Origin of the sequence: Gemmatimonas sp. (assembly GCF_031426495.1) — a bacterium.
Lineage (GTDB): Bacteria > Gemmatimonadota > Gemmatimonadetes > Gemmatimonadales > Gemmatimonadaceae > Gemmatimonas.
Genome location: NZ_JANPLK010000080.1, coordinates 184,503 through 205,817, shown reverse-complemented (window position 1 = coordinate 205,817; position 21,315 = coordinate 184,503). Strand labels below are relative to the sequence as shown.

Sequence of the window (21,315 nt, the reverse complement as noted above, 5' to 3'; positions counted from 1 at the left end):
GTCGCGCATGACGCGCGTATCGCGCGAATCGCTTCGCGGTACCAGTTATCACTGCCGAATCAGATGACCGAGAACTGTTTTCGCGCGACTCGGGACCTTTATCGTCAGTGCGTTGAGACTTTTTCTACAGCCACAACGCTGCGCTCTGCTGCAGCGACTATCGACAAACAGCCGTGAACGGAGGCGCGCCAGCGCCGCAGTTACACGGCGCACCGCATCGTCGCTGTCAGCAGCAGCGAAACGTTAGCGCGCCCGCGCTGCGCACGCCTCAAGAAACTGGTCCACCGCTGGCAATGCGCAAACCTCCTCAGCCCATGCTTCGCTGCGGGAAACGAACGGCGAACCGCCGAACGCTGACCGGAGTAAACCGACAAGAATACGCACCTGCAGCCAATGTTCTATGAAGGCGTCGGCCGTCATCCGGGGAACCGTGATGGCTCTGGCCGCCACGCCGTTCTTCACATCAGCCATCCCGACCAGCGTGCGTGAACGGTCGGGGAGATCAAACTCGTACTCGTTCGCACCGAGGACGCCTCTCGCGAAGCTGAGCCCAGCCCATCCATCGGCGCTTGAACAGGCGTAGTTCCAGTCGCCGCCCCGTGCGGCGGACCGCTGTACGGGCGGAGCGCCAGAAGGCCAGACATGACGCGCAAACACAACCGCAGCCACGACCGTCGGATGCGCTTCGCCTGGAAGGCGGTCGAAGAAATAGACAAGTGAAGCGCGCCGGCAGCCGGCGTTCCCACTTCCGTGTTGCCAGCGCATTCGAGGTCACCCGGCTCGGGAGATCAACGCATTCAAGGTGATGGTCGCGCTAACGCCCATTAGACCGCAGGCGATTCCTGCGTAGTCGCCGCTATACCGGCACTTCCCCGCAGCATAGCACGACAGTGCAGCCCCGCACCAACCTACGCAACCCGCTGGAGCACAATCAGTTCACCCGGGCGATCAACCCCCATCCCGTCGCCGTTATGCTGCAAGCGTCGCAGCCTAACGTGATGTCGCGCCGAGACGGCCGGCGCGTGGTATCGCGCAACGTGCCGAATGCAGCGCGCCACGGCCAGCACTCGGCCTCGACGGTGTCGTGCAGAAACAACGGGCCGCCGATCGCGTGATGAACACGCGACCGGCGGCCTGCTGACCGTTGCATTCACGGCGGTCGTACCTCCACGCACGCCGTTGCACCATGCGTCAGACCGCGGCGACTTCCTCAACGGCTTCCGCGCTGGCTGCGGTGGGCGCCGCCTGCGCCTGCACGTCGATGTGCAGCTTCACGTCGTCGCTCACGAGCACACCGCCCGCTTCGAGCGCCACGTTCCACACGAGGCCCCACTCCTTACGGGAGATCTTGGTCTCGAGCACGGCCGACACCTTCTCATTGCCCCACGGATCCTTCGCCGGGCCGCCAATATCGCCCTTGAGCGTGATCGGCTTGGTGACGCCACGGATCGTGAGGTTGCCGCTGGCCACGACGTCGTCGCCCGAGCGCTCGAACGTCGTGAGCGCGAAGCTTGCCTTGGGGTTGGACGCGATGTCGAAGAAGTCGGCGCTCTTGAGATGTCCGTCGCGCTGCTCGCTGCCGGTGTTCAGGGAGGCCACGTCGAGGTCGACGTGCACCGCCGACACCACGCCGCCCTCTTCGTCAATCGTGCCGCTGAACTGCTGGAAGGTGCCCCGTACGGTCGAGATACCCATATGCTTCACGGAGAACTGGATCTGGCTGTGTGCGGGGTCGAGAATCCACTGCATGTCTTGTTTCCTCAGTACTTAGGTGGAAGAGAGCGCATATTGCTTATGACAAACTCTCAGTACTGAGGAACCTAAGCGCCCGGCAGCTCGCGTCAACCCCCCGTCGTTCAGCCTGCGTCGTGGGACGGGTGCGCACCGCCGGCAGCATAGAGCCCCATGGCACGCATCATGTCGGCCGCCGTGGTCTGTTCGTCGACCGTGAGTCCTTCCATAACCTGGGTCAAGAGGGCCGCGTGCTGCGGAAAGATCCGCGCCACGAGCTCCGTGCCAGCCGGCGTGAGGGCGGCGTAGCGGGCACGGCGATCGGCCTCGCAGGTGCGCCGCTCGACCAAGCCTTTCACAGTCAGTCGGTCCACGAGAAAGGTGATGCCGCCACTCGAGACGAGGATACGGCGCTGCACTTCGCCGAGCAGCATCGGCCCCCGGTGATAGAGGGCCTCGAGAATCCCGAACTCGGCCAGCGTCAGCCCGTGGCGGGCCACGTCGGCCGACGCATGCGCGGCGATGGCGGCGTGCGCACGTGACATGACCACCCACAGCCGCAGGGCGGCCGAGGACGCCTCGTCAAGCCGCGGCGCGTGCGCTTCGGGGTTGGCGGGCGTTTCCGGCGCCACGGAATCAAGACGCATACTAGTTGCCATACCTTCAAGCCTCTCCATCATGGGCGTGCCGCGCAAGGGTACCTGCTCACCTTCCCTACGTCAGACTGGTCCACGAGTTTTCGGAATGTCGAGATTTGATCTTCGTACCGCCGCCGTCGGCGACCGGGTACAGCATGAATTCCTCGTGCGCGATCGCGCCGAGAAGATGACCAAGGCGGGGATGCCCTTCGTGGTGCTCACGCTGGCCAACGGTTCGGGCAGCATCGACACGGCCCCCATCTGGTCGGAGAAGCTGGATTGGTGTCTCGGCGCCGACCGCGGAAAGGTTGTCCAAGTGATCGGTGACATCGGCACCTTCGGCGACAAGGGGGCCGGCAAGCGCCAGCTCACGGTCACGGCACCGCTCCGAGTCCTGCCGTCCGACCAGTTCGACCCCACGGAGTTTCTGCCGCGGATCGACGTCGAGACGGAGCGGGTGTGGGACGCCTTCGACGACCTGCGCGCAAAGATCACGTCGCCAACGGTGAAGGCCGCCGTCGATCTGTTTTTTGCCGACGACGAGTTCCGCGTGCGCTTCGAGCGCACCCCGGGCGCGGTGAATGGCCACCATTCACAGCTCGGCGGCCTTCTACTGCACGTGTTCGAGGTGACGAAGATCGCCAAGACGATCGCGACGACCGTGCGGAAGGCCAACGCCGACTTGGCGGTGGCCGGCGCCATGCTGCATGACATCGGCAAGGTCGAGGCGTACTCCACCTCCCCCGAGGGCTTCGCACACACGCCGACCGGCATGTTGCTGGGTCACGTCACGCTGGGCGCCCTGATGTTCGACCGAAAGCTGCGCGACTCGAGCCTCTCGCTGTCGGTCGCCCAGCGCGACGAGTTGCTGCACTTCATTTTGTCGCACCACGGCGCACTCGAGTTCGGTAGTCCGGTGCAACCGATGACGGTGGAAGCCGAAATCGTACACTGGGCCGACGAGGCATCGGCGAAGGCCACGGATATGGTGGACGAACTGGCCGACCCGGAGCTGTTCCCCCCGGGCACGGACATCGAGGTGTCGGCCAAACGCTCATGGCGTCTGGGTCGGAAGTTGTGGCGTCGGCCAGCACCGTGGGAGTGAGCGTCTTGGTCTTAACCACGCGGTCCGACGGTGATGTTCCGAATGAAGAACCGTCATTTTCCCGGTAGACGGTTAACCTTGGAAATGAAGTTTTGGTGTCGATGGTGCCGAATTTCGCAAGGGTGTTTTACATTTTTCCTCGTCGGCCGCTGGAACATGGCCGGCGCACTTTGCGCGAGGAGGCGAGATGCGTAAGCCACGACCGAACACGTACAACCCAGCGCAGGCGCTGCACTTGATTGCGGCCGACCGTACTGGACTTCCTCTCAGCTGTCCGTCTTGCGAGGGTCACATCGAACGTGATCCTGTGTTGCATCCGCCGGCCCAGAATTCACATGTCACGCTGACGTGTGCGAGCTGTGGTCGACTAGCCCGCTACATCGCTGGCGTGAATTAAGCTTCACGCTGTCGCCATGAGAACGCCCCGCTCCGGATGATTCCGGGCGGGGCGTTTCGTTTGGCGTGCGCGGCAAGGCGACGACCGCGCGACGTCACCAGTTGATCGTGCCCTGCTTGGTGGTGTCGACGTCTTCGGCATCGCCTTTCTTGAACAAGAAGGCATCCATGTTGCGCGTGAGGAATGTGCGCGCCTGCGGATCCATGACGTTGAGTCCGTAGTGGTTGATGAGCATGGTCTGCTGCTTCAACCACTGCCCCCAACAATCCTTGCAGATTTCCCCCAGGATTCTGGCACCGACGGCGCCGGGAAACGGCGGTCGTTCGAAGCCCTCGCGGGTCTGACCACATCGCGAGCAGGTTACATCAGCCATGCGTTGACTCCGAAACGCGGACGTGGGCACGTTCGCGAGTGTACTTCACGCGGAGTGCGGGTCGGCGGAATAATTGTGGTGTGGGGCTTCACCGGTGGCAGTGCCGCCGGTCAGCGAAAACTAGCCCCGCACACCGAGCGCGCCAGCCATGGCGCTCGCACGGATAGCGGCAGTTTCTGGCGAACGCCCGAGAACGGTCACGAACAGCGACAGCCGGAACACGGAGACCACGGATCTTCACGGAATCAGCACAGATACCCCGACAGCGCTTTTGGCTGATCTGCGGCGGTTTCAGTGTGATCCGTGGTCTCCATGTTCTGATTGTTGCACTTCGCTCGTTGCGGCATGGCGACGCGAACGCCGACTCACACCACGTGCGCGTCCAACCAATCTGCCGTGAGCGATGCCACCTCGTCGCGACAATAGTCGGCCGAGATGATATGCCCGCATCCTGTGAGCCATTCCTGTCGCTTGTCGGCGCTGCCGAGCGTGGCGAAATGGACCTCGGCGTCGTGAGCGGCAATGCGGTTATCTTCGCGCGACTGCAGGTAGAGCGTGGGAGCCCACACGCGAGACAAGGCCGATTCCGCGTCTTCCGCCACGCGACGCAGTTCGGTGAGCGTCCGTGCCGTGACCACGCCGGGACCGAGGCTTGCCGCGCGCGCCACTGGATCGTGGATCGACGTTTCGCCGCCCACACTGCGCAGATACGGCAAGGCCAATCGGGCGATCCAGGCACCGAGCACCTTCCATTGCAGGTTGCGCGGCATGCCGACGTACGGCGCCAGCAACACCAGGGCGGGGATCTCCGCACGCTCGGTGGCCAACAACAACGCCAAGGCGCCACCCATGCTCTGGCCGACAACCGTTACCGTGTCGTACTCGCGGCGGAGAACATCGTACTCGGTCAGCGCCGCTTCGCGCCAGCGCGCCGCGCGCGACTCACGAGCCATCGTGGCGAGATCACGACCGTGACCCGGCAGGAGCGGCGCGCGCACCGTCCAGCCGCGCGCTCGCAACTTGCCTCCCAGGTACGCCATGGATTGCGCGGTGTCGTTGAAGCCGTGCAGCAACAACACCGCGCGTCGCGGAATGCCGCGGTCGGTAGACGCCGGCAACGTAAAGCCCGCCGCGCCCTGCACGATGCCCTGCGCATCAACGCGAAAGCGACGCGCGTGCGCGGCCTCGAAACGCGTGCGCGCGGCGGCGCGCCAGAACATCATGCGGCTGCCCGTTGGCGCAACGCGTCAGTAACGCGGCAACGTGGAATCGACGTCCATGCTCCACGCGTCGATCCCGCCATCGATGTTGATGAGGCGAGAGAACCCGTGCTGCATCAGCCAATTCGCTGCCATCTCGCTGCGCATCCCGTGGTGACAGAGCAGCGCGTACGATCGCGACGGGTCCAGATCGTTGGCGCGCGACGCCAGCGTGCTGAGCGGGATCAGCGTGCTGACCGGGAGATGCACGAGATCGTACTCCCACTGTTCTCGCACATCGATGATGGTGGGCGCGTCGTCGCCGGTGAGCAGGGCGGCGACATCGGCGGGACTGAGGTGCTGAATCGACATGGACGGGGGAGAGGGAGGTCGCGCGTCGCCACAGGCCGCGCAGTCATGACGTCGGGCGACGGCAATACGCTGCGAGTCCTGCGCCAACAGGTCCACCAACAACAGCTGACCCACCAGCGGTGTGCCAATGGCGGTCAGCAGCTTGATCGCTTCCGTGGCTTGATGCAAGCCGATGATGCCGGGCACGACGCCCAACACCCCTTCTTCGGCGCACGTCGGCACCGTCCCCGGTTCGGGCATCACGGGAAAGAGACAGCGATAGCACGGTCCACCCGACGCCGCAAACACGCTCACCTGGCCATCGAATCGCGCCACGCTGCCGTACACAAACGGAATACCGAGCGCGAGACAGGCGTCGTTGATCGCGTAGCGCGTGGGGAAATTGTCCGTCGCGTCGATCACCACATCGTGCCCGGCCACCAGCGACGCCGCATTCGCCGCGTTCAGTCGCGTGTCGTGCGAATGTACGACCACCTGCGGGTTGATCGCGCGCAGTCGCTCGCGCGCCACATCGAGCTTGCGCCGCCCCACGTCGGGCGTGGTATACAGCAGCTGTCGATGCAGGTTCGTCACATCGACCACGTCGGTATCGACCAGCGAGAGCGTGCCCACGCCGGCGGCGGCGAGATAACTGGCCGCTGGCGAACCAAGTCCGCCGACACCGACGATCAGCACGCGCGCCATGGCCAGCTGCTCCTGCGCCCCGGGGCCGAATCCCCGCAGCACCAACTGCCGCGCGTAGCGCGGATCGGAGAGATCGTACACAACCGAACGATCAGCGCTTCACGGGCGTCACGAGCGCCTTACGCGCTTCGTCTACCGCCGCCGCGGCCGCCGTAAACCGCGCTGCCAGATCAGCAATCTCGGCTTGCGTCTCGGTTTCGCTGCCGTAGCGAATCGATTCGTTCACACCCGGAAACGTCATCGTGGAATACCCGTTGTCGACGTCCGACGCGTAAATCAACGAGCGATACCACGGCCGGCTTTTCAGTCCCGACGGACGCGCGAAGGCACGCTCGACCTTCAGCAGCGACTCATTCACGAGACCAGCCTGCGGGCGCACGATGCCGCGCTCGAGCACCGAATCCCGTCTGGTCGCGAACGCCGTCGCCGAACGCTCGAGCGTGGCGATCGACGCCAACAGCGGCGCCGTGGTCGTCGCCTTCCACTGCTTTTGTGTCAGCCCGCGATCGATGGTCGCTACGAATTTCCGCATCGTCTTCCCAAACTCGACATAGTCGTACGGCAGAATTTCGGCATTGGCGATCCGCAGCGCCATCGCCGCCCCGATCCGGCCCGACGCCGCATGGTACAGGAAACCCGGGTCGCCGAAGCGTTCCATCCACGCAAACGTGTCGTACTGCGAGTGATAAGTTCCGGCCGGGCCACCGAAGCCCCACTCGGCAATCGGAATGCCCAGATGATTGTAGAAGCCGGCGAAATCGCTGCCGCCACCCGGATCACCCATCGGCGGCTCGAGGGTGTCGGCTCGCGTGCCCGTCACGACGCGCCAGGCCTCGTACACGGAGCCCTTTCCCTTCGGCTCAGGCACGCTCTTCACCACGTCGCGCAACGTGGCCCGCAGCGACGGTGATCCACCGCCGCCGAACTGCGACCCCTGGGCCGACACATCCTGATTGAGATACGCCACCGCGCCCTTCTTCAGGCGGAGCGAATCCTCTTCCACATATTCCGTACTGCCGATCAGCCCCCACTCTTCCGCATCCCACGTCGCGAACACGATCGTGCGCTTCGGACGCTCGCCACGCTTCGCCATGTCGGCCAGCGCATTCGCCGCTTCCAGCACCGACACCGTGCCGCTGATGTTGTCGGCGGCGCCCGGCCCCCACGAGTCGCGATGGGCGCCGATGTAGACGTATTGGTCGGGGAACTCCGTGCCGCGCAGGTAGCCCAGCGTGTTGTGGATCTGCTTGGTGCCCTTGGTGGCCGCGTCGGTGGTGACCTCCACTTTCACGCGCGTCGGACCGGGGCCCACGTGATATCGCAGGGCCATGCCACCCTGCCAGTTGCGCGGCACATCGGTGCCCCGCACACCATCGAGCAACAGCTGGGCGTTGAAGGCGCTGATCGGCACCACCGGAATTCTCGGCAGCGACGTGTCTTCCGGCTTGAGGCGCGGCGCGCCGGGCTTGCTGGCATATCCCGGTGTGAGCGGGTCACCGGTACCGTTGAACACACTGCCGCGCTGCAATCCCTTGAGCGGTCGCATCGGCCCTTCGGGATAGACATCGCCCTGCACGAAGCCGTCGTCGAGCGGATCGGTATAGATCAGCAAGGCCACAGCGCCGCGCTTCTCGGCTTCGCGCGACTTGATGCCGCGGAAGCTCCGGCCGTAGCGCGCCAACACCACCTTGCCCTTCACCGACACACCCATCGAATCGAGCGACGCATAGTCCTCGATCAGGCCGAAGTTGACGAACACCAGTTCGCCTTCGCCGACACCGGCGCCGCTCGACCCATTCACCGTGAGATACTGCGGCAGCATCGTGGCGGGATCGCTGGCGATGCCCGGCTCCGCCAATTCAAGCACGGCCGTGTCACGACCCATCCGCGTGATCTTCACGCTCGTGGCGTGCGGCAGCCACACGTCGTACGTGCGGATCTCCGTCTCGAGACCCATCGCCTTCATCTGTGCGATCACGTAGTCCCGTGTACGCTCCTGCGCGGGAGACCCCGCCACATGCGGCTCTTTCGACAGGGCCGCCGAATGTGCCTTGGCACGCGACGCGAGCGGTCCGCCGATCGCTGCCTGCTCGAGGCGACGCTGCGTGAGCGCCGACGCCGGCGAGAAGCCGACGATCGACGAGCTGCTGGCGCTCGTCGTTTGCGCGTAAACGACGGCCGGACTCAACGCCGCCAGCGCCGTCAGCACCGAGCGCGAGAGCGGTGGTGGAAATCGAAAGTGGGACACGACCGGAACTCCGATGGAGTGAGAATTAGCCCGCTTCGTACTCTTCCGCGGCACGCAGGAGTGCCTGCTGCAGCAGGGCCTCGCGGTCGCCGTCGTCGGCCAGCGCCGCGCTCAGTACCGCGAACTGGCGCTGCATTTCGTCTTCGAGCTGCAGCGCCGTCGGCGACTGCAGGCCGAGTACGGCCAGCGACATCGCGGACAGGTCGCGCAGTTGACGCACCGTTTCCTCGTCCAGCGCCTTGAGCGACGGCGGCACCGGCTTCGCCACCACCCGCTCTCTCCGGCGCTTCGGCGTTTCGAACAGCGCACGCACCGGTGCAAACACCACCACGAATGATCCCGGTGTGTGTTCGGCGTACCCCGTGATCACGTTCCGGCGACGCAGCGACGGCAGCAGCTTCACGATCGCTTCGCGCACCGGCGAGTAGCCGTCCTGACTGTTGTTGCCGCGTCCCGTGATGACCAGCGCCTCGTCTGCCCCGAGCACCTGCTGCTGCCGGAGCCAAGAGTCGGCGAGGGTGGTGGCTTGCGAGGCGGTGGGTTGCATCCCGCGCAGGTTCAACGTGCGCGCCGGTCCAAAGCGCAGCTCGTCGAAGGCGCGGTCGATACTCATGATGGTCAACCTACGGCCGGCGCAGGGCTTCGGTGAGTATGCGGCCGTCCACTTTCTCCGTAGGCGAAATGCCGAGCATCTGCGCCAGCGTCGGCGCGATGTCGACCGAATACGCCGTCTTCGTGTATCGGCCCGGCTTGACCATCGGCCCCATGAACAGGATCGGGATGCGCGCATCGAGCTCGTGTGGCGTGCCGTGCGTGGCGTACCGCGTGGTGTACCAGTAGTAGCCCGGCTTGAACGTCACCGTGAGCTCGGCCTGAAAGTCAGTCGGAATCGAGTGGAGCCAGCGGCGTGCAATGACGTCGCCCTTGGCGGCCGTAGCGGCCAGCGCGGACACGCGATCCACTCGCAGCATGCCGGGCAGCTTGAGCAGCTGACCGCGCAGCGCTGTAACGACCGAGTCGGCGTTGACCTTCTTGGCGGCCAGGCGACGACGATCGAGTGACACGATCCCCGCCTGCAACATGAGCGCATCGCCCTCCACGCCACGCGCGGCCAGCGCGCTGCGGGCGGCATCGATGAGAGGCTGCGGATTCACCCGGCCGCGGTTGGGATCGGCACCGGGAAATGCCGTCTCGGGAAACGGCGACACGCCGTGATCGGCACTCAGCGCGAAGACGATCCGGGTGGAGTCGCGCAGCGTGTAGAGCGAGTCGATGAGTCGGCCGAGCGCGCGATCCACGCGCAGCACCTGATCGTGCAACTCACGCGAGTCAGGACCGTACTTGTGGCCGATGGCATCGGTGGTCGAGAGCGACACGGCCAGCACGTCGGTGGTCGGCCCCTTGCCGAGGTCGAGCGCCAACACGCCGGCCAGCGCCATGTCGACGGTCATGTCGTCCATCCACGGGAAGTCCGTGAAGTTGGACCCGGCGGCACGCACCTCGGTGTCGAGCTTATGCGGAAAGACAAAGTCCTTGCCTTGGCTCTCGATGGCTACGGAGTCCTTCTCCGGATACTGCGACGCGGCGAGCAGCGTATTCCACTCGGCCCCGAGGTACGGCTTCAGGAAGTTGCGCGCATTGAACTGCTGCACCCACGCCGGTAGCGTGTCGGCGTAGTAGCGGCTGGTGGTGAAGCGACCGTCGAGTGAATACCAGAACACCTGCTGCTTGGCCCGCCCCAGCGGGAGAATCGCGCCGCGGTCCTTTCGCGACACCGATAGCGCCCGGCTGAACTGGTCGCGCGTGCGCATCCAGTCGAAGAGCGCCGAGCCGCGGAAGCGATACGGCGACGCGCCACCGCCACGTCCGAGCAGCAGCGGCGACTGCGGGTCGGCCACGCCGATCTCGTTCAGCACCACACCGGTATGCGACGGATACCGTCCCGACCAGAGCGTTGCATGGCCCGGCGCGGTCTCGGTCGTGGCATGATCGTGCGAGGCATTCGTGAAGAACGCCCCCTGCTTCAGCAGACGGCCAAGTCCGCCGGTGAACTGCGACGACCACTTGTCGAGATAGTCGGGGCGCAGCTGGTCGACGGTGATCTGCACGACGAGCGTGGGCGGTGCGGCCTGGGCGGCAAGTGACGTCACGGAGAGCGACGTCACGGCAAGCATCGACGCGGCGATTGCGGATGCGCGGAGAATCGGGCTGGAGACGAGCATACCCGAAGTTACGCAGGGTGCTCTTCACGCGCTGCGGTCACGCGCAGCGTCGGGAAACTCGGCGTTACCGAGTCGCTCCACCAGCGGCCCTGTCCGGCCTCGAGCACGTCGCCGGATCGACGCGCCAGGACAGGGGCAACACCGCCGGTGATCGAACCACGCGAGGTCGGTGCGCTTCGCGGATGACGACACGCGAACGCACCGCGTGAATCTCCCGCACCGTTCACGGAGGCACGTGAAGGCGACGACAATATTGTGCATTCGGCGCGAATGCACTAGGGCACGCGCAAAAATTATCGCGGCGGCGGAAACGGAGGCGCAGAGCGCGCGCGTTCGCGCATCGCGTCCGCCACCGCGCGATCGTGTGCCGACGCCGACGCATCGAGCCCCGTAATCACGCCGTGCACATCGGCCTCGCTACGGTTCTGACTCAGCTTGAACTTGCCTTCGAGCTGCGTGATCTCGATCTCGACGCCGACGATGGCGCGGGCGAGTTGCTCGAGAAAGTCGAGCGGCGCGTCGTGCATCGCCCACGGATGCGACTGCGACGCCTCATGCCGGTCGGTGAGCCGGTCGAGATGCGCCATCAGAAAATCACGATCGTCGATGAAGCGCAGCACCCCGGTCGCGTGCACGGCGCTGTAATTCCAAGTCGGCACGACCTTCCCGTGCTCCTGCTTCGCCGGGTACCACGACGGCGTGACGTAGGCGTCGGGGCCGCTGAAGATCACGAGCGCCGACTCGCCACTCGCGGCCAGCGCATGGTGCGGGTTGGCCCGTGCGACGTGTCCTTGCAGCACGCCGAACGCGCCACGTGCCGGGTCGAGCAGCAGGGGAAGATGCGTGGCATAGAAGCCGTGCTCGCTCGACGCCGTCACCAGCGCGCCGAGCGGATGACGCTCGATGAACCCGTGCAGTGCGTCGCGATCCGACTCGGCGAATGAACGGGGGATGTACACGACGACTCAGGCCTGGAACACGGATTCGAGAATAGCGAGTCCCTCGGCGAGTTCGGCCTTGGTGATCACCAGCGGCGGCAGGAAGCGCAGCGTGTGTTCGCCGGCACTGACCAACAGCAGTCCCTTCTCGAAAGCACGGCCGATGATCGCCGCTGCCGGCTCATGCACGTCCATACCCCACATCAGTCCCTTGCCGCGAATGGCCCGCACCTGGCCGGTGCGATCCGCGATCCCCTGCAGCTGTTCACCGAACCACGCACCCGTTTCCCGGACATGCTGCAGCATGTCCGGGTCGGACAACCGCTGCACCACATGATGCGCCACGTGCGCCAGCAGCGGACCGCCGCCGAAGGTGGTGCCGTGATCGCCCGGCTGCATCGCGCGCGCGACCTTGTCGTTCACGAGAATCGCACCGATCGGCAGGCCGTTGGCCAGCGGCTTGGCGATGGTGAGCATGTCGGGCACGACGCCGATCTGTTCATGCGCGAAGAACGAACCGGTCCGTCCCAGTCCGCACTGGATCTCATCGAGAATGAGCAGCACGTTGCGCTCGCGCGTGAGCTCGCGCAGTCCGCGCAGGAACTCGGGATCGACCACGCGCACACCGCCTTCGCCCTGAATCGGCTCGACGATCACCGCCGCCGCTTTCTCCGGGTGCAACGCCAGGGCGAGTTCGTCCAGGTCGCGCTCCACGATCGTCACGCCACCCATGAGGGGACGGAACGGCAGGCGATAGGCCGGACGGTCGGTGGCCGCCAACGTGCCCGGCATCCGGCCATGGAACGCCCCGCGCACCGCGAGGATGTGGTGCTTGTGCGGGAAGCCCTGCGTGCCACCCCACCGACGCGCGAACTTGAACGCGCCTTCGTTGGCCTCAGCCCCCGAGTTGGCAAAGAACACGCTGCTGGCAAACGAATGATCCACGAACCACTGCGCCAGCGCCTCACCCGGCGCCGTTCGATACAGGTTCGACGTGTGGATGAGCCCCGTGGCCATGGCTTCCTGCATCGCGTTCATCACGCCCGGATCGTTGTGCCCAAGCGACGTGACGGCGATGCCGGCCACGAAGTCGAGGTACTTCTTGCCGTGCTCATCGAACAGGTAGACGCCGTCTCCTCGGACGAAGAGCGGTGCCTGTCGCTTGTACGTACCCAGAATCGCGGGCAGTGCCGAAAGCGGCGCCGACGGTTCGGCGGCCGTCTTGGCCGTGAACGCGGTGGTCGCAGCGAGTGAGGGCATCGTCGAAGTCATGAGCAGCTACCTGGAAGAGACGGCATCCGTTGCGTCCACGCGCGCAACGATCGCGGTTCCCGCCTCGGGAAGAGTGAGTGCGGCGAGATCGCCGATCCGCACTCGGTGTACACCACCGGCCAGCGCCTGCGCGCAGGCATCGAGCTTGGCAGCCATGCCGCCTCCTGCTACACCACTGGTCACCAACAGCTGCGCCTCGTCAAGCGTGAGGCGCCGCACCAGCGCCTTGTCGCCGTCGAGCACACCCGGCACGTCGGCCATCAAGAACAGTTCATCAGCGTCGAGCGCCGCTGCGATTGCGGCGGCGGCGTCGTCTCCGTTCACGTTGTACGCACCGCCCCCGCTTTCCGCTTCCCGCGCTGCGACCGGGGAGATCACCGGCAGAAAGCCCGCCGCCAGCAGCGCGTGCACGAGCTTCGGATCCACCACCGCCGGCGTGCCCGAATGTCCGAACGTGGCCACATCGATCGGCACCGCGCGCAACAGCGCCGCGTCTTCACCGGAAATGCCCACCGCTGGCGCACCCGCCGCCACCAGCGCCGACACCATCTGCTTGTTGGCTAACCCCGACAGCACCATGCGCACGAGTTCCAGCGCCGTGTCCGTCGTGACCCGACGCCCGCCCACGAACACCGGCTCCTCGCCACGCAAACGCTGCAAGGTGCTGATCTGATCGCCACCGCCATGCACAACGACCACGCCACCATTGGTGGCGCGCCACAGGGCCGCCAACGCTGCTGGCAGTGCCGGATCGTTCTGGGTGCGACCACCGAGTTTTACGATGAACATCAACAGCGAAGTAAGGGGATAACTGCAGAGTAGGGAGTACGGAGTAGGGGGTACGGGGACAACTGCGAAGTACGGAGCACGGAGTACGCGACTCCCTACCCCCGACTCCGTACCCCTTACTTCGCCGTTACCGTGTAAGCCCCGCGGCTTCATGCAAGCCCAACATCAGGTTCGCGTTCTGGATTGCCTGACCCGCCGCGCCCTTCACCAGGTTGTCGATCGCGCTGAACACGAGCAGCGTGGGCGTACGCACGCCGGTGGGAATCCGCGCGCTGATGCGCACCACGTTGCGATGCTGTACGTCGGCCAGCGCGGGGAGATCGGTGGTCAGCTCCACGAAGGGCTCGCTGGCGTACATGTCACGAAACGGCGCCAGCGCATCGTCGATCGGGCGCGTGAGCGGCACCGAGATCGTGGACAGAATGCCGCGGTCGATGGGGAGCAGGTGCGGCGTGAACAGCAAATCGCAGTCAGCGCCGAGTGCGGCGAGGCTGGCGCGCATCTCGAACAGATGACGATGCGAATTGCCCACGCCGTACGCGCGGAAGTTCTCCGTCACCTCGGCGAACAGCAGTTCCAGCTTGGGCGATGCGCCCGCGCCACTCACGCCGCTGGCCGCCGCGATGTTCACCGTCGCGCCCGGTGCGATCAGACCCGCCTTCGCCAACGGGGCGAGCGCCACCAGAATGCTCGTGGCGTAGCACCCCGGATTGGCCACCACGCGTGCGCCATGCAACGGGGCGCGAAAGAGCTCAGGCAATCCGTACGGCGCATCGAGCGGAACACCGGCCGGCGGGTGATCGGTGCCGCCGTGTCCCGGACGCAGATCGCTCGAGAGGTCGACCACACGCGGCCCCGCGGCAATCACCTTCGCCACCCACTCCGCCGACGCGCCATGCGGCAGGGCCGCGAACACCAGATCGGCGCTCGACAGATCGACCTCATCCGGACCCACCATCGGAATGGCGTGTACCTGACCGCCAGCCTTCACGCGCAACGTGGTGCCGCGCTGCGCATTCGCCGTGGCGAACGCGAGGCTGAGGTTGGGATGACCGAGGATGAGGGCGCAGAGCTCGCGCCCTGAGTAGCCGCTCGCGCCAAGCACGCCGACGCGATACGTCGGTTCGGTAACGGTCGTGATGGGGAGTTGCGGGAAGTCCGGTAGAGTATGCACAATTAATGCATAATTTTGCATCGCCGCGCTGTCAATCAGGTCCGTGTCACAGCGATGCCTCGTTTTCCTCCCGGTCGCGCATAATTCGGCGCCGAACCGATTCGCCGGAGTCTGTCTCGTGTCCGACAAGAACCAGCGCCACCAGGTCATTCGCGAGATCGTCGCAGCGAAGGCCGTGGCCAGCCAGGAAGAGCTGAGACGACAGCTCGCCAAACGCGGCTGGGAGGTGACGCAATCCACGCTCTCGCGCGATCTGCGCGAACTCCGCCTCGCCCGCATCCCCGACAGCCACGGGCGCTCCCGCTACGCGTTCCTGGACGGTGGTGCTGATGACGAAGAGCTCGCGCAGCTCGAGCGCATGCTGCCGCAGCTCCTCACCCATGTGGAAGGGGTGCAGGTCCTCGTAGTCGCCCGCACAATCAAGTCGGGCGCGCAGCCGGTGGCCGAGGCGCTCGATCAACTGGAGTGGCCCGACGTGGCAGGCACCATCGCCGGAGACGACACGGTGCTCATCATCTGTCGCTCCACCGAGGGGAGAGAGCGCGTGCTCAAGAAACTGCGCGCCTATCTGCGCGCCTGATCACCAACGGACCGTCTAGATTTCCCGCGTCGTCATTTCTTCGAACCCTGTCGTGAGTATGCCGTGAGCACTTCCGAAGCCGGAACCCATAAGCTGTGGGGTGGTCGATTCGCCGGCGGCCCGTCGCCGCTCCTCGATGCGATCAATCGCTCCATCGGCACCGACTTCCGGCTGTGGCCGCATGACGTGCGCCTCTCCAAGGCGTGGGCGCTGGCGCTCGGCGAAGCGGGGGTGCTCACGCGCGAAGAGAGCGACGCGTTGCAGCACGGACTCGATCGCGTCGGTCAACGGATCGCCGACGGCGCCCAGCCGGTGGCCACCGACGAAGACATTCACACCATGATCGACCGGCTCCTGCACGAGGAGGCCGGCACGGTCGCATCCAAGCTGCACACCGGCCGTTCACGGAACGACCAGGTGGCCACGGCCTCGCGCCTATGGACGATCGACGCCTGCCATCGCGTCGACGCCGCGATCGCCGACCTGCAGCAGTCGTTGCTCATGCAGGCCGAGTCGCTCACCGATGCCGTGCTGCCGGCCTACACGCACCTGCAGCGCGCCCAGCCGGTTAGCGGCACACATTGGCTGCTCGCGCACTTCTGGCCGCTGTCGCGCGATCGTACCCGCTTCGCCAACGCCGAGCGCGGCACATCGGTGATGCCACTAGGTTCGGGCGCGATCGCCGGCTCGGCGTTCCCGGTGTCGCGCGTGCTGCTCAAGGAATCGCTCGGCTTCCACGCCATCTCGGCCAACAGCATCGACGCCACCGGCGATCGTGACTTCGTGGCCGAAACGCTGTTCGCCTGCGCCATGACGGCCGCGCATTGCAGCCGCCTGGCCGAAGACATGATCCTGTACGGCACGAGCGAGTTCGGCTTCGTAAAGTTCGGCGACGGCTTCTCGACCGGCAGCAGCATGATGCCGCAGAAGCGGAACCCCGATGTATTCGAGCTGGCCCGTGGCTCGGGCGCGCGCGTGCTGGGCGACCTGGTGTCGATTCTCGGCACGATCAAGGGACTGCCCAGCGGCTACAGCAAGGATCTGCAAGACGACAAGCGCGCGCTGTTCAACGCCGTTGACTTGCTGCTGCTGGTGTTGCCGTCGATGGCGGGTGCCATTGCTGAACTCCGCTTCGAGAAGAAGCGCATGCGCGCCGCCTGCTCCAGCGCCATGATGGCCACCGACCTCGCTGACTATTTGGTGAAGAAGGGCGCCACGTTCCGCGAGGCCCACGGTGCCGTAGGGTCGCTGGTGCGTCAGGCGGAAGAGGGTGGCATCGAACTCGATACGCTTCCGGCCGAGGCGTTCACCGCCGCGCACGCGCTCTTCGGCTCCGACGCACGCGAAGCGCTCGGCGTGGACGCGTCACTCGCCGCCCGCAACATCGATGGCGGCACGGGCCCCGAGGCCGTACTACGTCAACTCGCACACGCCCGCGCGAGTCTCGCACCCGCTGACCCATCGCTCGGCAATGAACTCCCCCTCCGCTGAGTTGCTCCGCCACGCCGTCGGCGGCGCAGTCGACGGCGTGATCTTCGATTGCGACGGCGTGCTGGTAGACAGCGAACGCATCTCGAACGGCACGTGGGCGCTACTGCTCACGGAGATCGGTCTGCCCATGACGATGGAGCAATCGCTCGGCATTTTCATGGGCAACTCGATGCCACGCTGCGTGGCAATCGTGACCGAGATGATGGGTCACGCGCCGCCGGACGACCTGTTGGCCCGCTTCACCGCGAATGTCACCGTGGCGCTGCAGCGCGACCTCAAGCCGGTCGATGGCATCGTGGCGCTGCTCGATACGCTCGACGCCGCGGGCATGCCGTACGGCGTAGCATCCAACGGTGAGCACGAGAAGATGCGCACGACACTCGGCAAAACGGGGCTGCTGTCGCGCTTTGAAGGCAAGCGCTTCTCAGCGGTCGATGTCGGCAAGCCCAAGCCCGCCCCCGATCTGTTCGTGCACGCCGCGCGCGCACTCGGATTCGACCCGGCGCGAACGGTTGTCGTGGAAGACAGCCCGCTCGGCGTACAAGGCGCGACGGCCGCTGGTATGACGGTGATCGGTTACGCTGAGATCGTGTCGGGGGAACGCCTGCGGGCTGCGGGTGCTGTGGTCACCGTTGATCGGTTGTCGGATGTGGCCGGGTTGCTCGGTGTCGGCTGACTTGGAGCAACCCTCATTCGCGGTCATCCGTGCAATTCGCGGCAAGGCTGTTTGGTAATTCTCTCAACACAACAACCTTACCGCGGATGCACGCGAATCTTCGCGGATACTGTGCTAGAACGCATACCCGATCGTGAGCCGCAGCGTCGGAACGACACGCTCAATGCCCGACGACTTGGTATCCGAAATGAAGTACCTCTTGGCACCGCCACCGATCGCGACGGCGGTAGAGCGGCTCGCACCTAGCAGCCACTGATACTGTGCTTCCACGCCGAACGTGGGGGCCGACTCCGATACGTTGCGGTCCGCACATGATCGGAGCTCAATGATCTCGCCGCAGTTCTCATCCTGGCCCTTCACCCGTCCATAACCGAGTCCGGCCGAAATGCCGAGGTTCTCCAGCACGCGCTCCTGCGGATACAGGCGCAGCTTCACATCGACGCTGGTGTACAGGTCGTCAAACTTCGTGTGCGACCCCGAGATGCCGACGGACGCGTTCTGCGCCACGCGATGCTCGTACTCGGCCTGGAAGTAGCCGAACAGCGGCAGGAACGGATTCACCGAGATGACGTGCGTGGGCGTCTTGGTGCTGGGGCCGCGGGTTTGGTCGCGCAGTGACTGTGCGGAGAGCGTCGTAGCACCTACGGCGAAGGAGCCGATCAGCGCAGCGGTACGAACGAGTGTAGGGCGCATACTGGAAGCCAAAGGTCAGTGAGGCTGGAGCACGGCCCGCGCAGCATCCTGGCCACCGCGCGCCGCACCTTCGAGGGAGCTGGAGTGCAGCACTTCGCTGGCACGCCACAGTCCAGGTATACCACACGCGATTGTCGGGCGGTGTTCCCGCCATCCCGGTGGTTGCGCGAACTGGGCGTAGGGCACGCGCCAGATCGCGACCCGCGACAACGTCGCGGTTTTCGCCTCGGCCGCGGCATCGCCGGCGGCCTTCGCCATGGCGGCGAGCTCCCGGCGCGCGGCCGCTTCCAAGTCGGCATCCGAGCGATCGGCGGCATCACCCACGGCGCTGGCCGCAATCAGCGACACGCCGCGCGGCGCATATTCGGGCGCGACGTCGGTGATCGTCACGGCGTGACTGATCACCGCCGACGCGCTGGCGTTGAGCCAGAGTGCGCGCCCGGGAATCGGTGAGGGGCCGCTGGTGGTGAAGTACAACGTAGTCGTACCGCGCTCGCCCGACGGCGTAGCGATCTGCACGCCGGCCGTGGCGGCCAGTCGTGCGGCCGCCGGCGCATCAGTGGCCATGATGACCTGCGCGGCGGGCATCACGTCACCGCCGGCCAGCACCACGCCGGTCACGCGACCCTCGTGCACCGTGAGCGACTGCACGCCCACACCCGTACGCACCGAGCCCGCGGGCAGTTGCGTTGCCAACTGCTTCGTGAGCGCGCCCATCCCGGCGGCGGGCACCACCGTGTCCCCTTCGGCCAGCATCTTGAACGTGAACAACAGCACCGACGCACTCGTCGCCAGCGTGCGATCCAGCAGAATGCCACCGTAGAACGGCGCGAAGAATCCGTCGATCACGGCCGCGCTGAAGCCGCGCGACGCCAGGAACTCGCGGGTGCTCACGCCGGCGAATCGGGCCGAGAAGCAGTCGTCGATCGAGAGCTGCTGGGCGAAGCGGCGTAGGGCGAGGAGGCGCAGCTTGTCGCCGAGCGGCACCGCTCGCGCCATGACGGTATCGATCAGCAGCGACGGGTCGCTGAGCGCATCGCCGATCAGCGACGCCCGGCCGTCCTGCACGATACGGGCGGCCGGCAGGAACTTGCGCGGCGCCAATGCGTCGAGGTCGAGGTAGCTGCGCAGCGTGGGATACGCCGTGAACAGCACCTGAAAGCCGTGGTCAAAGACGAGGCCGTCACGCGTCGTACTGCGCACGCGTCCGCCCACCTCCGACTCGGCATCGAGCACAACGACTGGTCGGCCGGCGCGATCGATTTCGATCGCACACACGAGGCCGGCTACGCCGGCGCCGACGATGATGATGGGGGCATTCTGGCTAGTCATACTTCTGAAAGGTGGCGGGACGTCCCGCCCAACAGTATCCCCCAACGCACAAAAGGCCCGGTATCCGTGAGGATACCGGGCCTTCCCATTCGAATTCGCGTCTTAGAAGCGGACGCCGAACGTGATCGGGATGTAACCCGTGCTGTTGCCATCGGCGAAGACGTTCACGTACTTCACTTCAAGGAACGTCGAGAAGCCGGAGAGCTGGAAGTTAAGTCCACCACCGACCTGGATACCGACATCCGTGCTGCTGGTCGAGACCACGGCCGCTGATCCGAGCTGCGTCGACGTCTTGCCGTTGAAGGCGCCGAGACCGCCAAGCACGTACGGCTTTACGCCTCCGCTGGTGGACAGATCGAGGAGCGCGTTACCGACAAAGCCGAGGCTGCGGGACGACGCATCAATGTTCTTATAGTCGAAACTGGCGTAGGACACGTCACCACGGAAGCGCAGGTTCTTCGTGGACGCCGGCTTCAGGAACACATGCCCGGCAATAGAGTAGCCGGCATCAACGCGGTCACCGAGGTCGCCGGTCGGAACTGCAAGACCGCCGCTCACACCGAACCCGACGGCAGACGACTGGGCACTGACCATTGCCGGCGTCACCATCAGCGTGGCCACGGCGACATACTTCGAAAAGCGATTCATGTTGATCTCCATATAACGTACGGGAAACCGACGACATCGGCGTCGTCGGAGGGGATTGCCTCGCGCAACACTCGCGAATACGGAGGTTACGCGCGTTGGTTTCACTGCGGAAGTCTAGGTGCAGCGATGGCCGTCGCGCGTGTTACACACGAGTCGTTCAGTTGTTCAGTTCGGTGCCGTGATCTTTTAGAAGCGCACGCCAAACGAAATCGGGATCCAGCTGACGCGACGCTCCGAAAAGGCGTTCACGTATTTCGCTTCGGCGAACGTGCTGAAGCCGGCGAGCTGAAACTCCATGCCGCCGCCAACCTGAACGCCGACATCAGTCGCGCCTTCACCGTTGCTGGTTTCTGCGGCCGACGACTTGTTGTTGTAGAGGCCAAGTCCGACCAGCACGTACGGTTTTACGGTAGACGTCCCGTTCGTGGCAAAATCAAACAGTGCGTTGGCGACGACGCCGACGCTGCGCGTGGAGGCGTTCGAGCCGTTGCCGTCATTCTTGAGCGACCATCGGTCTAAGCTCACGTCGGCGCGCAGTCGCAACGCCTGAATCGCGCTCGGCTTGAAAAAGACATGTCCGGCAAAGACATAGCCAGCGTCGGCGCCGTCGCCGAGTTCGCCGGTTGGAATCGATAGACCACCGCTGAAGCCGAACGAGACGGGACGGGCCGTATCCTGCGCGGACAGCAGGACAGGTACGGCAAGACTGAGAACCACACTGAACAGACGAAGCGAACGCTGCATGCAATCTCC

22 protein-coding genes are annotated in these 21,315 nt (G+C 65.4%); 4 read left to right on the top strand and 18 right to left on the bottom strand.

Translation table 11 applies throughout. The features are described from left to right. Positions 1-243: 243 nt before the first annotated feature. The 3 genes from RMP10_RS20870 to RMP10_RS20860 all read right to left on the bottom strand — a co-directional run bounded on the left by RMP10_RS20870 (position 244) and on the right by RMP10_RS20860 (position 2,390). On the bottom strand, positions 244-765 hold the full coding sequence (locus tag RMP10_RS20870) for a hypothetical protein (protein WP_310572014.1): 522 nt from the start codon (positions 763-765) through the stop codon (positions 244-246). Positions 766-1,191: 426 nt separating this feature from the next. Further along, entirely contained in the window at positions 1,192-1,749 is a 558-nt protein-coding gene (locus tag RMP10_RS20865) for a YceI family protein (protein WP_310572013.1), read from the bottom strand. Between the two features lie 107 nt (positions 1,750-1,856). Beyond that, entirely contained in the window at positions 1,857-2,390 is a 534-nt protein-coding gene (locus tag RMP10_RS20860; protein ID WP_310572012.1) for a MarR family transcriptional regulator, read from the bottom strand. An 85-nt stretch (positions 2,391-2,475) separates the two neighbouring features. Here RMP10_RS20860 and RMP10_RS20855 point away from each other — a divergent pair, with 85 nt between their 5' ends. Further along, on the top strand, positions 2,476-3,474 hold the full coding sequence (locus RMP10_RS20855; RefSeq protein WP_310572011.1) for an HD domain-containing protein: 999 nt from the start codon (positions 2,476-2,478) through the stop codon (positions 3,472-3,474). Between the two features lie 491 nt (positions 3,475-3,965). On the opposite strand, the gene RMP10_RS20850 is transcribed toward RMP10_RS20855, so the two are convergent. From RMP10_RS20850 to argC, 11 genes are all read right to left on the bottom strand, one after another. Further along, the gene (locus tag RMP10_RS20850; protein ID WP_309669559.1) at positions 3,966-4,244 is read right to left on the bottom strand and encodes an oxidative damage protection protein; all 279 of its coding nucleotides are present in this window, start codon (positions 4,242-4,244) and stop codon (positions 3,966-3,968) included. 365 nt (positions 4,245-4,609) lie between these two features. Then, a complete protein-coding gene (locus tag RMP10_RS20845) occupies positions 4,610-5,467 on the bottom strand; it encodes an alpha/beta fold hydrolase (protein ID WP_310572010.1) in 858 nt (285 codons plus the stop codon). A 24-nt stretch (positions 5,468-5,491) separates the two neighbouring features. After that, the gene (locus tag RMP10_RS20840) at positions 5,492-6,580 is read right to left on the bottom strand and encodes a HesA/MoeB/ThiF family protein (protein ID WP_310572009.1); all 1,089 of its coding nucleotides are present in this window, start codon (positions 6,578-6,580) and stop codon (positions 5,492-5,494) included. A 10-nt stretch (positions 6,581-6,590) separates the two neighbouring features. Continuing rightward, positions 6,591-8,747 carry a M20/M25/M40 family metallo-hydrolase gene (locus tag RMP10_RS20835; protein ID WP_310572008.1) on the bottom strand — a complete coding sequence of 719 codons (2,157 nt, stop codon included), beginning with the start codon at positions 8,745-8,747 and terminating at the stop codon, positions 6,591-6,593. A 25-nt stretch (positions 8,748-8,772) separates the two neighbouring features. Further along, entirely contained in the window at positions 8,773-9,360 is a 588-nt protein-coding gene (locus RMP10_RS20830) for a hypothetical protein (protein WP_309669563.1), read from the bottom strand. A 10-nt stretch (positions 9,361-9,370) separates the two neighbouring features. After that, positions 9,371-10,969 (bottom strand): alkaline phosphatase family protein, encoded by a 1,599-nt coding sequence (locus RMP10_RS20825; RefSeq protein ID WP_310572007.1) that lies wholly within the window; start codon positions 10,967-10,969, stop codon positions 9,371-9,373. An 8-nt stretch (positions 10,970-10,977) separates the two neighbouring features. Beyond that, complete coding sequence (locus RMP10_RS20820; protein WP_310572006.1) at positions 10,978-11,196, bottom strand: hypothetical protein; 219 nt, start codon at positions 11,194-11,196, stop codon at positions 10,978-10,980. Between the two features lie 66 nt (positions 11,197-11,262). Then, the gene (locus RMP10_RS20815) at positions 11,263-11,928 is read right to left on the bottom strand and encodes an FMN-binding negative transcriptional regulator (protein WP_310572005.1); all 666 of its coding nucleotides are present in this window, start codon (positions 11,926-11,928) and stop codon (positions 11,263-11,265) included. Between the two features lie 6 nt (positions 11,929-11,934). Continuing rightward, the gene (locus tag RMP10_RS20810) at positions 11,935-13,179 is read right to left on the bottom strand and encodes an acetylornithine/succinylornithine family transaminase (protein WP_310572004.1); all 1,245 of its coding nucleotides are present in this window, start codon (positions 13,177-13,179) and stop codon (positions 11,935-11,937) included. Positions 13,180-13,185: 6 nt separating this feature from the next. Further along, a complete protein-coding gene (gene argB, locus RMP10_RS20805) occupies positions 13,186-13,968 on the bottom strand; it encodes an acetylglutamate kinase (protein WP_310572003.1) in 783 nt (260 codons plus the stop codon). Positions 13,969-14,095: 127 nt separating this feature from the next. Further along, the gene (argC, locus tag RMP10_RS20800; RefSeq protein WP_310572002.1) at positions 14,096-15,142 is read right to left on the bottom strand and encodes an N-acetyl-gamma-glutamyl-phosphate reductase; all 1,047 of its coding nucleotides are present in this window, start codon (positions 15,140-15,142) and stop codon (positions 14,096-14,098) included. A gap of 118 nt (positions 15,143-15,260) precedes the next feature. Here argC and argR point away from each other — a divergent pair, with 118 nt between their 5' ends. The 3 genes from argR to RMP10_RS20785 all read left to right on the top strand — a co-directional run bounded on the left by argR (position 15,261) and on the right by RMP10_RS20785 (position 17,889). After that, positions 15,261-15,722 carry an arginine repressor gene (gene argR, locus RMP10_RS20795; RefSeq protein ID WP_310572001.1) on the top strand — a complete coding sequence of 154 codons (462 nt, stop codon included), beginning with the start codon at positions 15,261-15,263 and terminating at the stop codon, positions 15,720-15,722. A 63-nt stretch (positions 15,723-15,785) separates the two neighbouring features. Further along, positions 15,786-17,213 carry an argininosuccinate lyase gene (argH, locus tag RMP10_RS20790; RefSeq protein WP_310572000.1) on the top strand — a complete coding sequence of 476 codons (1,428 nt, stop codon included), beginning with the start codon at positions 15,786-15,788 and terminating at the stop codon, positions 17,211-17,213. Next, entirely contained in the window at positions 17,194-17,889 is a 696-nt protein-coding gene (locus RMP10_RS20785; protein WP_310571999.1) for an HAD family hydrolase, read from the top strand. The genes argH and RMP10_RS20785 overlap by 20 nt, the downstream gene beginning before the upstream one ends. A gap of 114 nt (positions 17,890-18,003) precedes the next feature. Here RMP10_RS20785 and RMP10_RS20780 read toward each other — a convergent pair whose 3' ends face one another. The 4 genes from RMP10_RS20780 to RMP10_RS20765 form a co-directional block, all read right to left on the bottom strand. Further along, entirely contained in the window at positions 18,004-18,582 is a 579-nt protein-coding gene (locus tag RMP10_RS20780; protein WP_310571998.1) for a hypothetical protein, read from the bottom strand. 15 nt (positions 18,583-18,597) lie between these two features. After that, entirely contained in the window at positions 18,598-19,914 is a 1,317-nt protein-coding gene (locus RMP10_RS20775; protein WP_310571997.1) for an FAD-dependent oxidoreductase, read from the bottom strand. A 102-nt stretch (positions 19,915-20,016) separates the two neighbouring features. Beyond that, the gene (locus RMP10_RS20770) at positions 20,017-20,562 is read right to left on the bottom strand and encodes an outer membrane beta-barrel protein (RefSeq protein ID WP_310571996.1); all 546 of its coding nucleotides are present in this window, start codon (positions 20,560-20,562) and stop codon (positions 20,017-20,019) included. Between the two features lie 186 nt (positions 20,563-20,748). Further along, entirely contained in the window at positions 20,749-21,306 is a 558-nt protein-coding gene (locus tag RMP10_RS20765) for an outer membrane beta-barrel protein (protein ID WP_310571995.1), read from the bottom strand. Positions 21,307-21,315 lie beyond the last annotated feature (9 nt).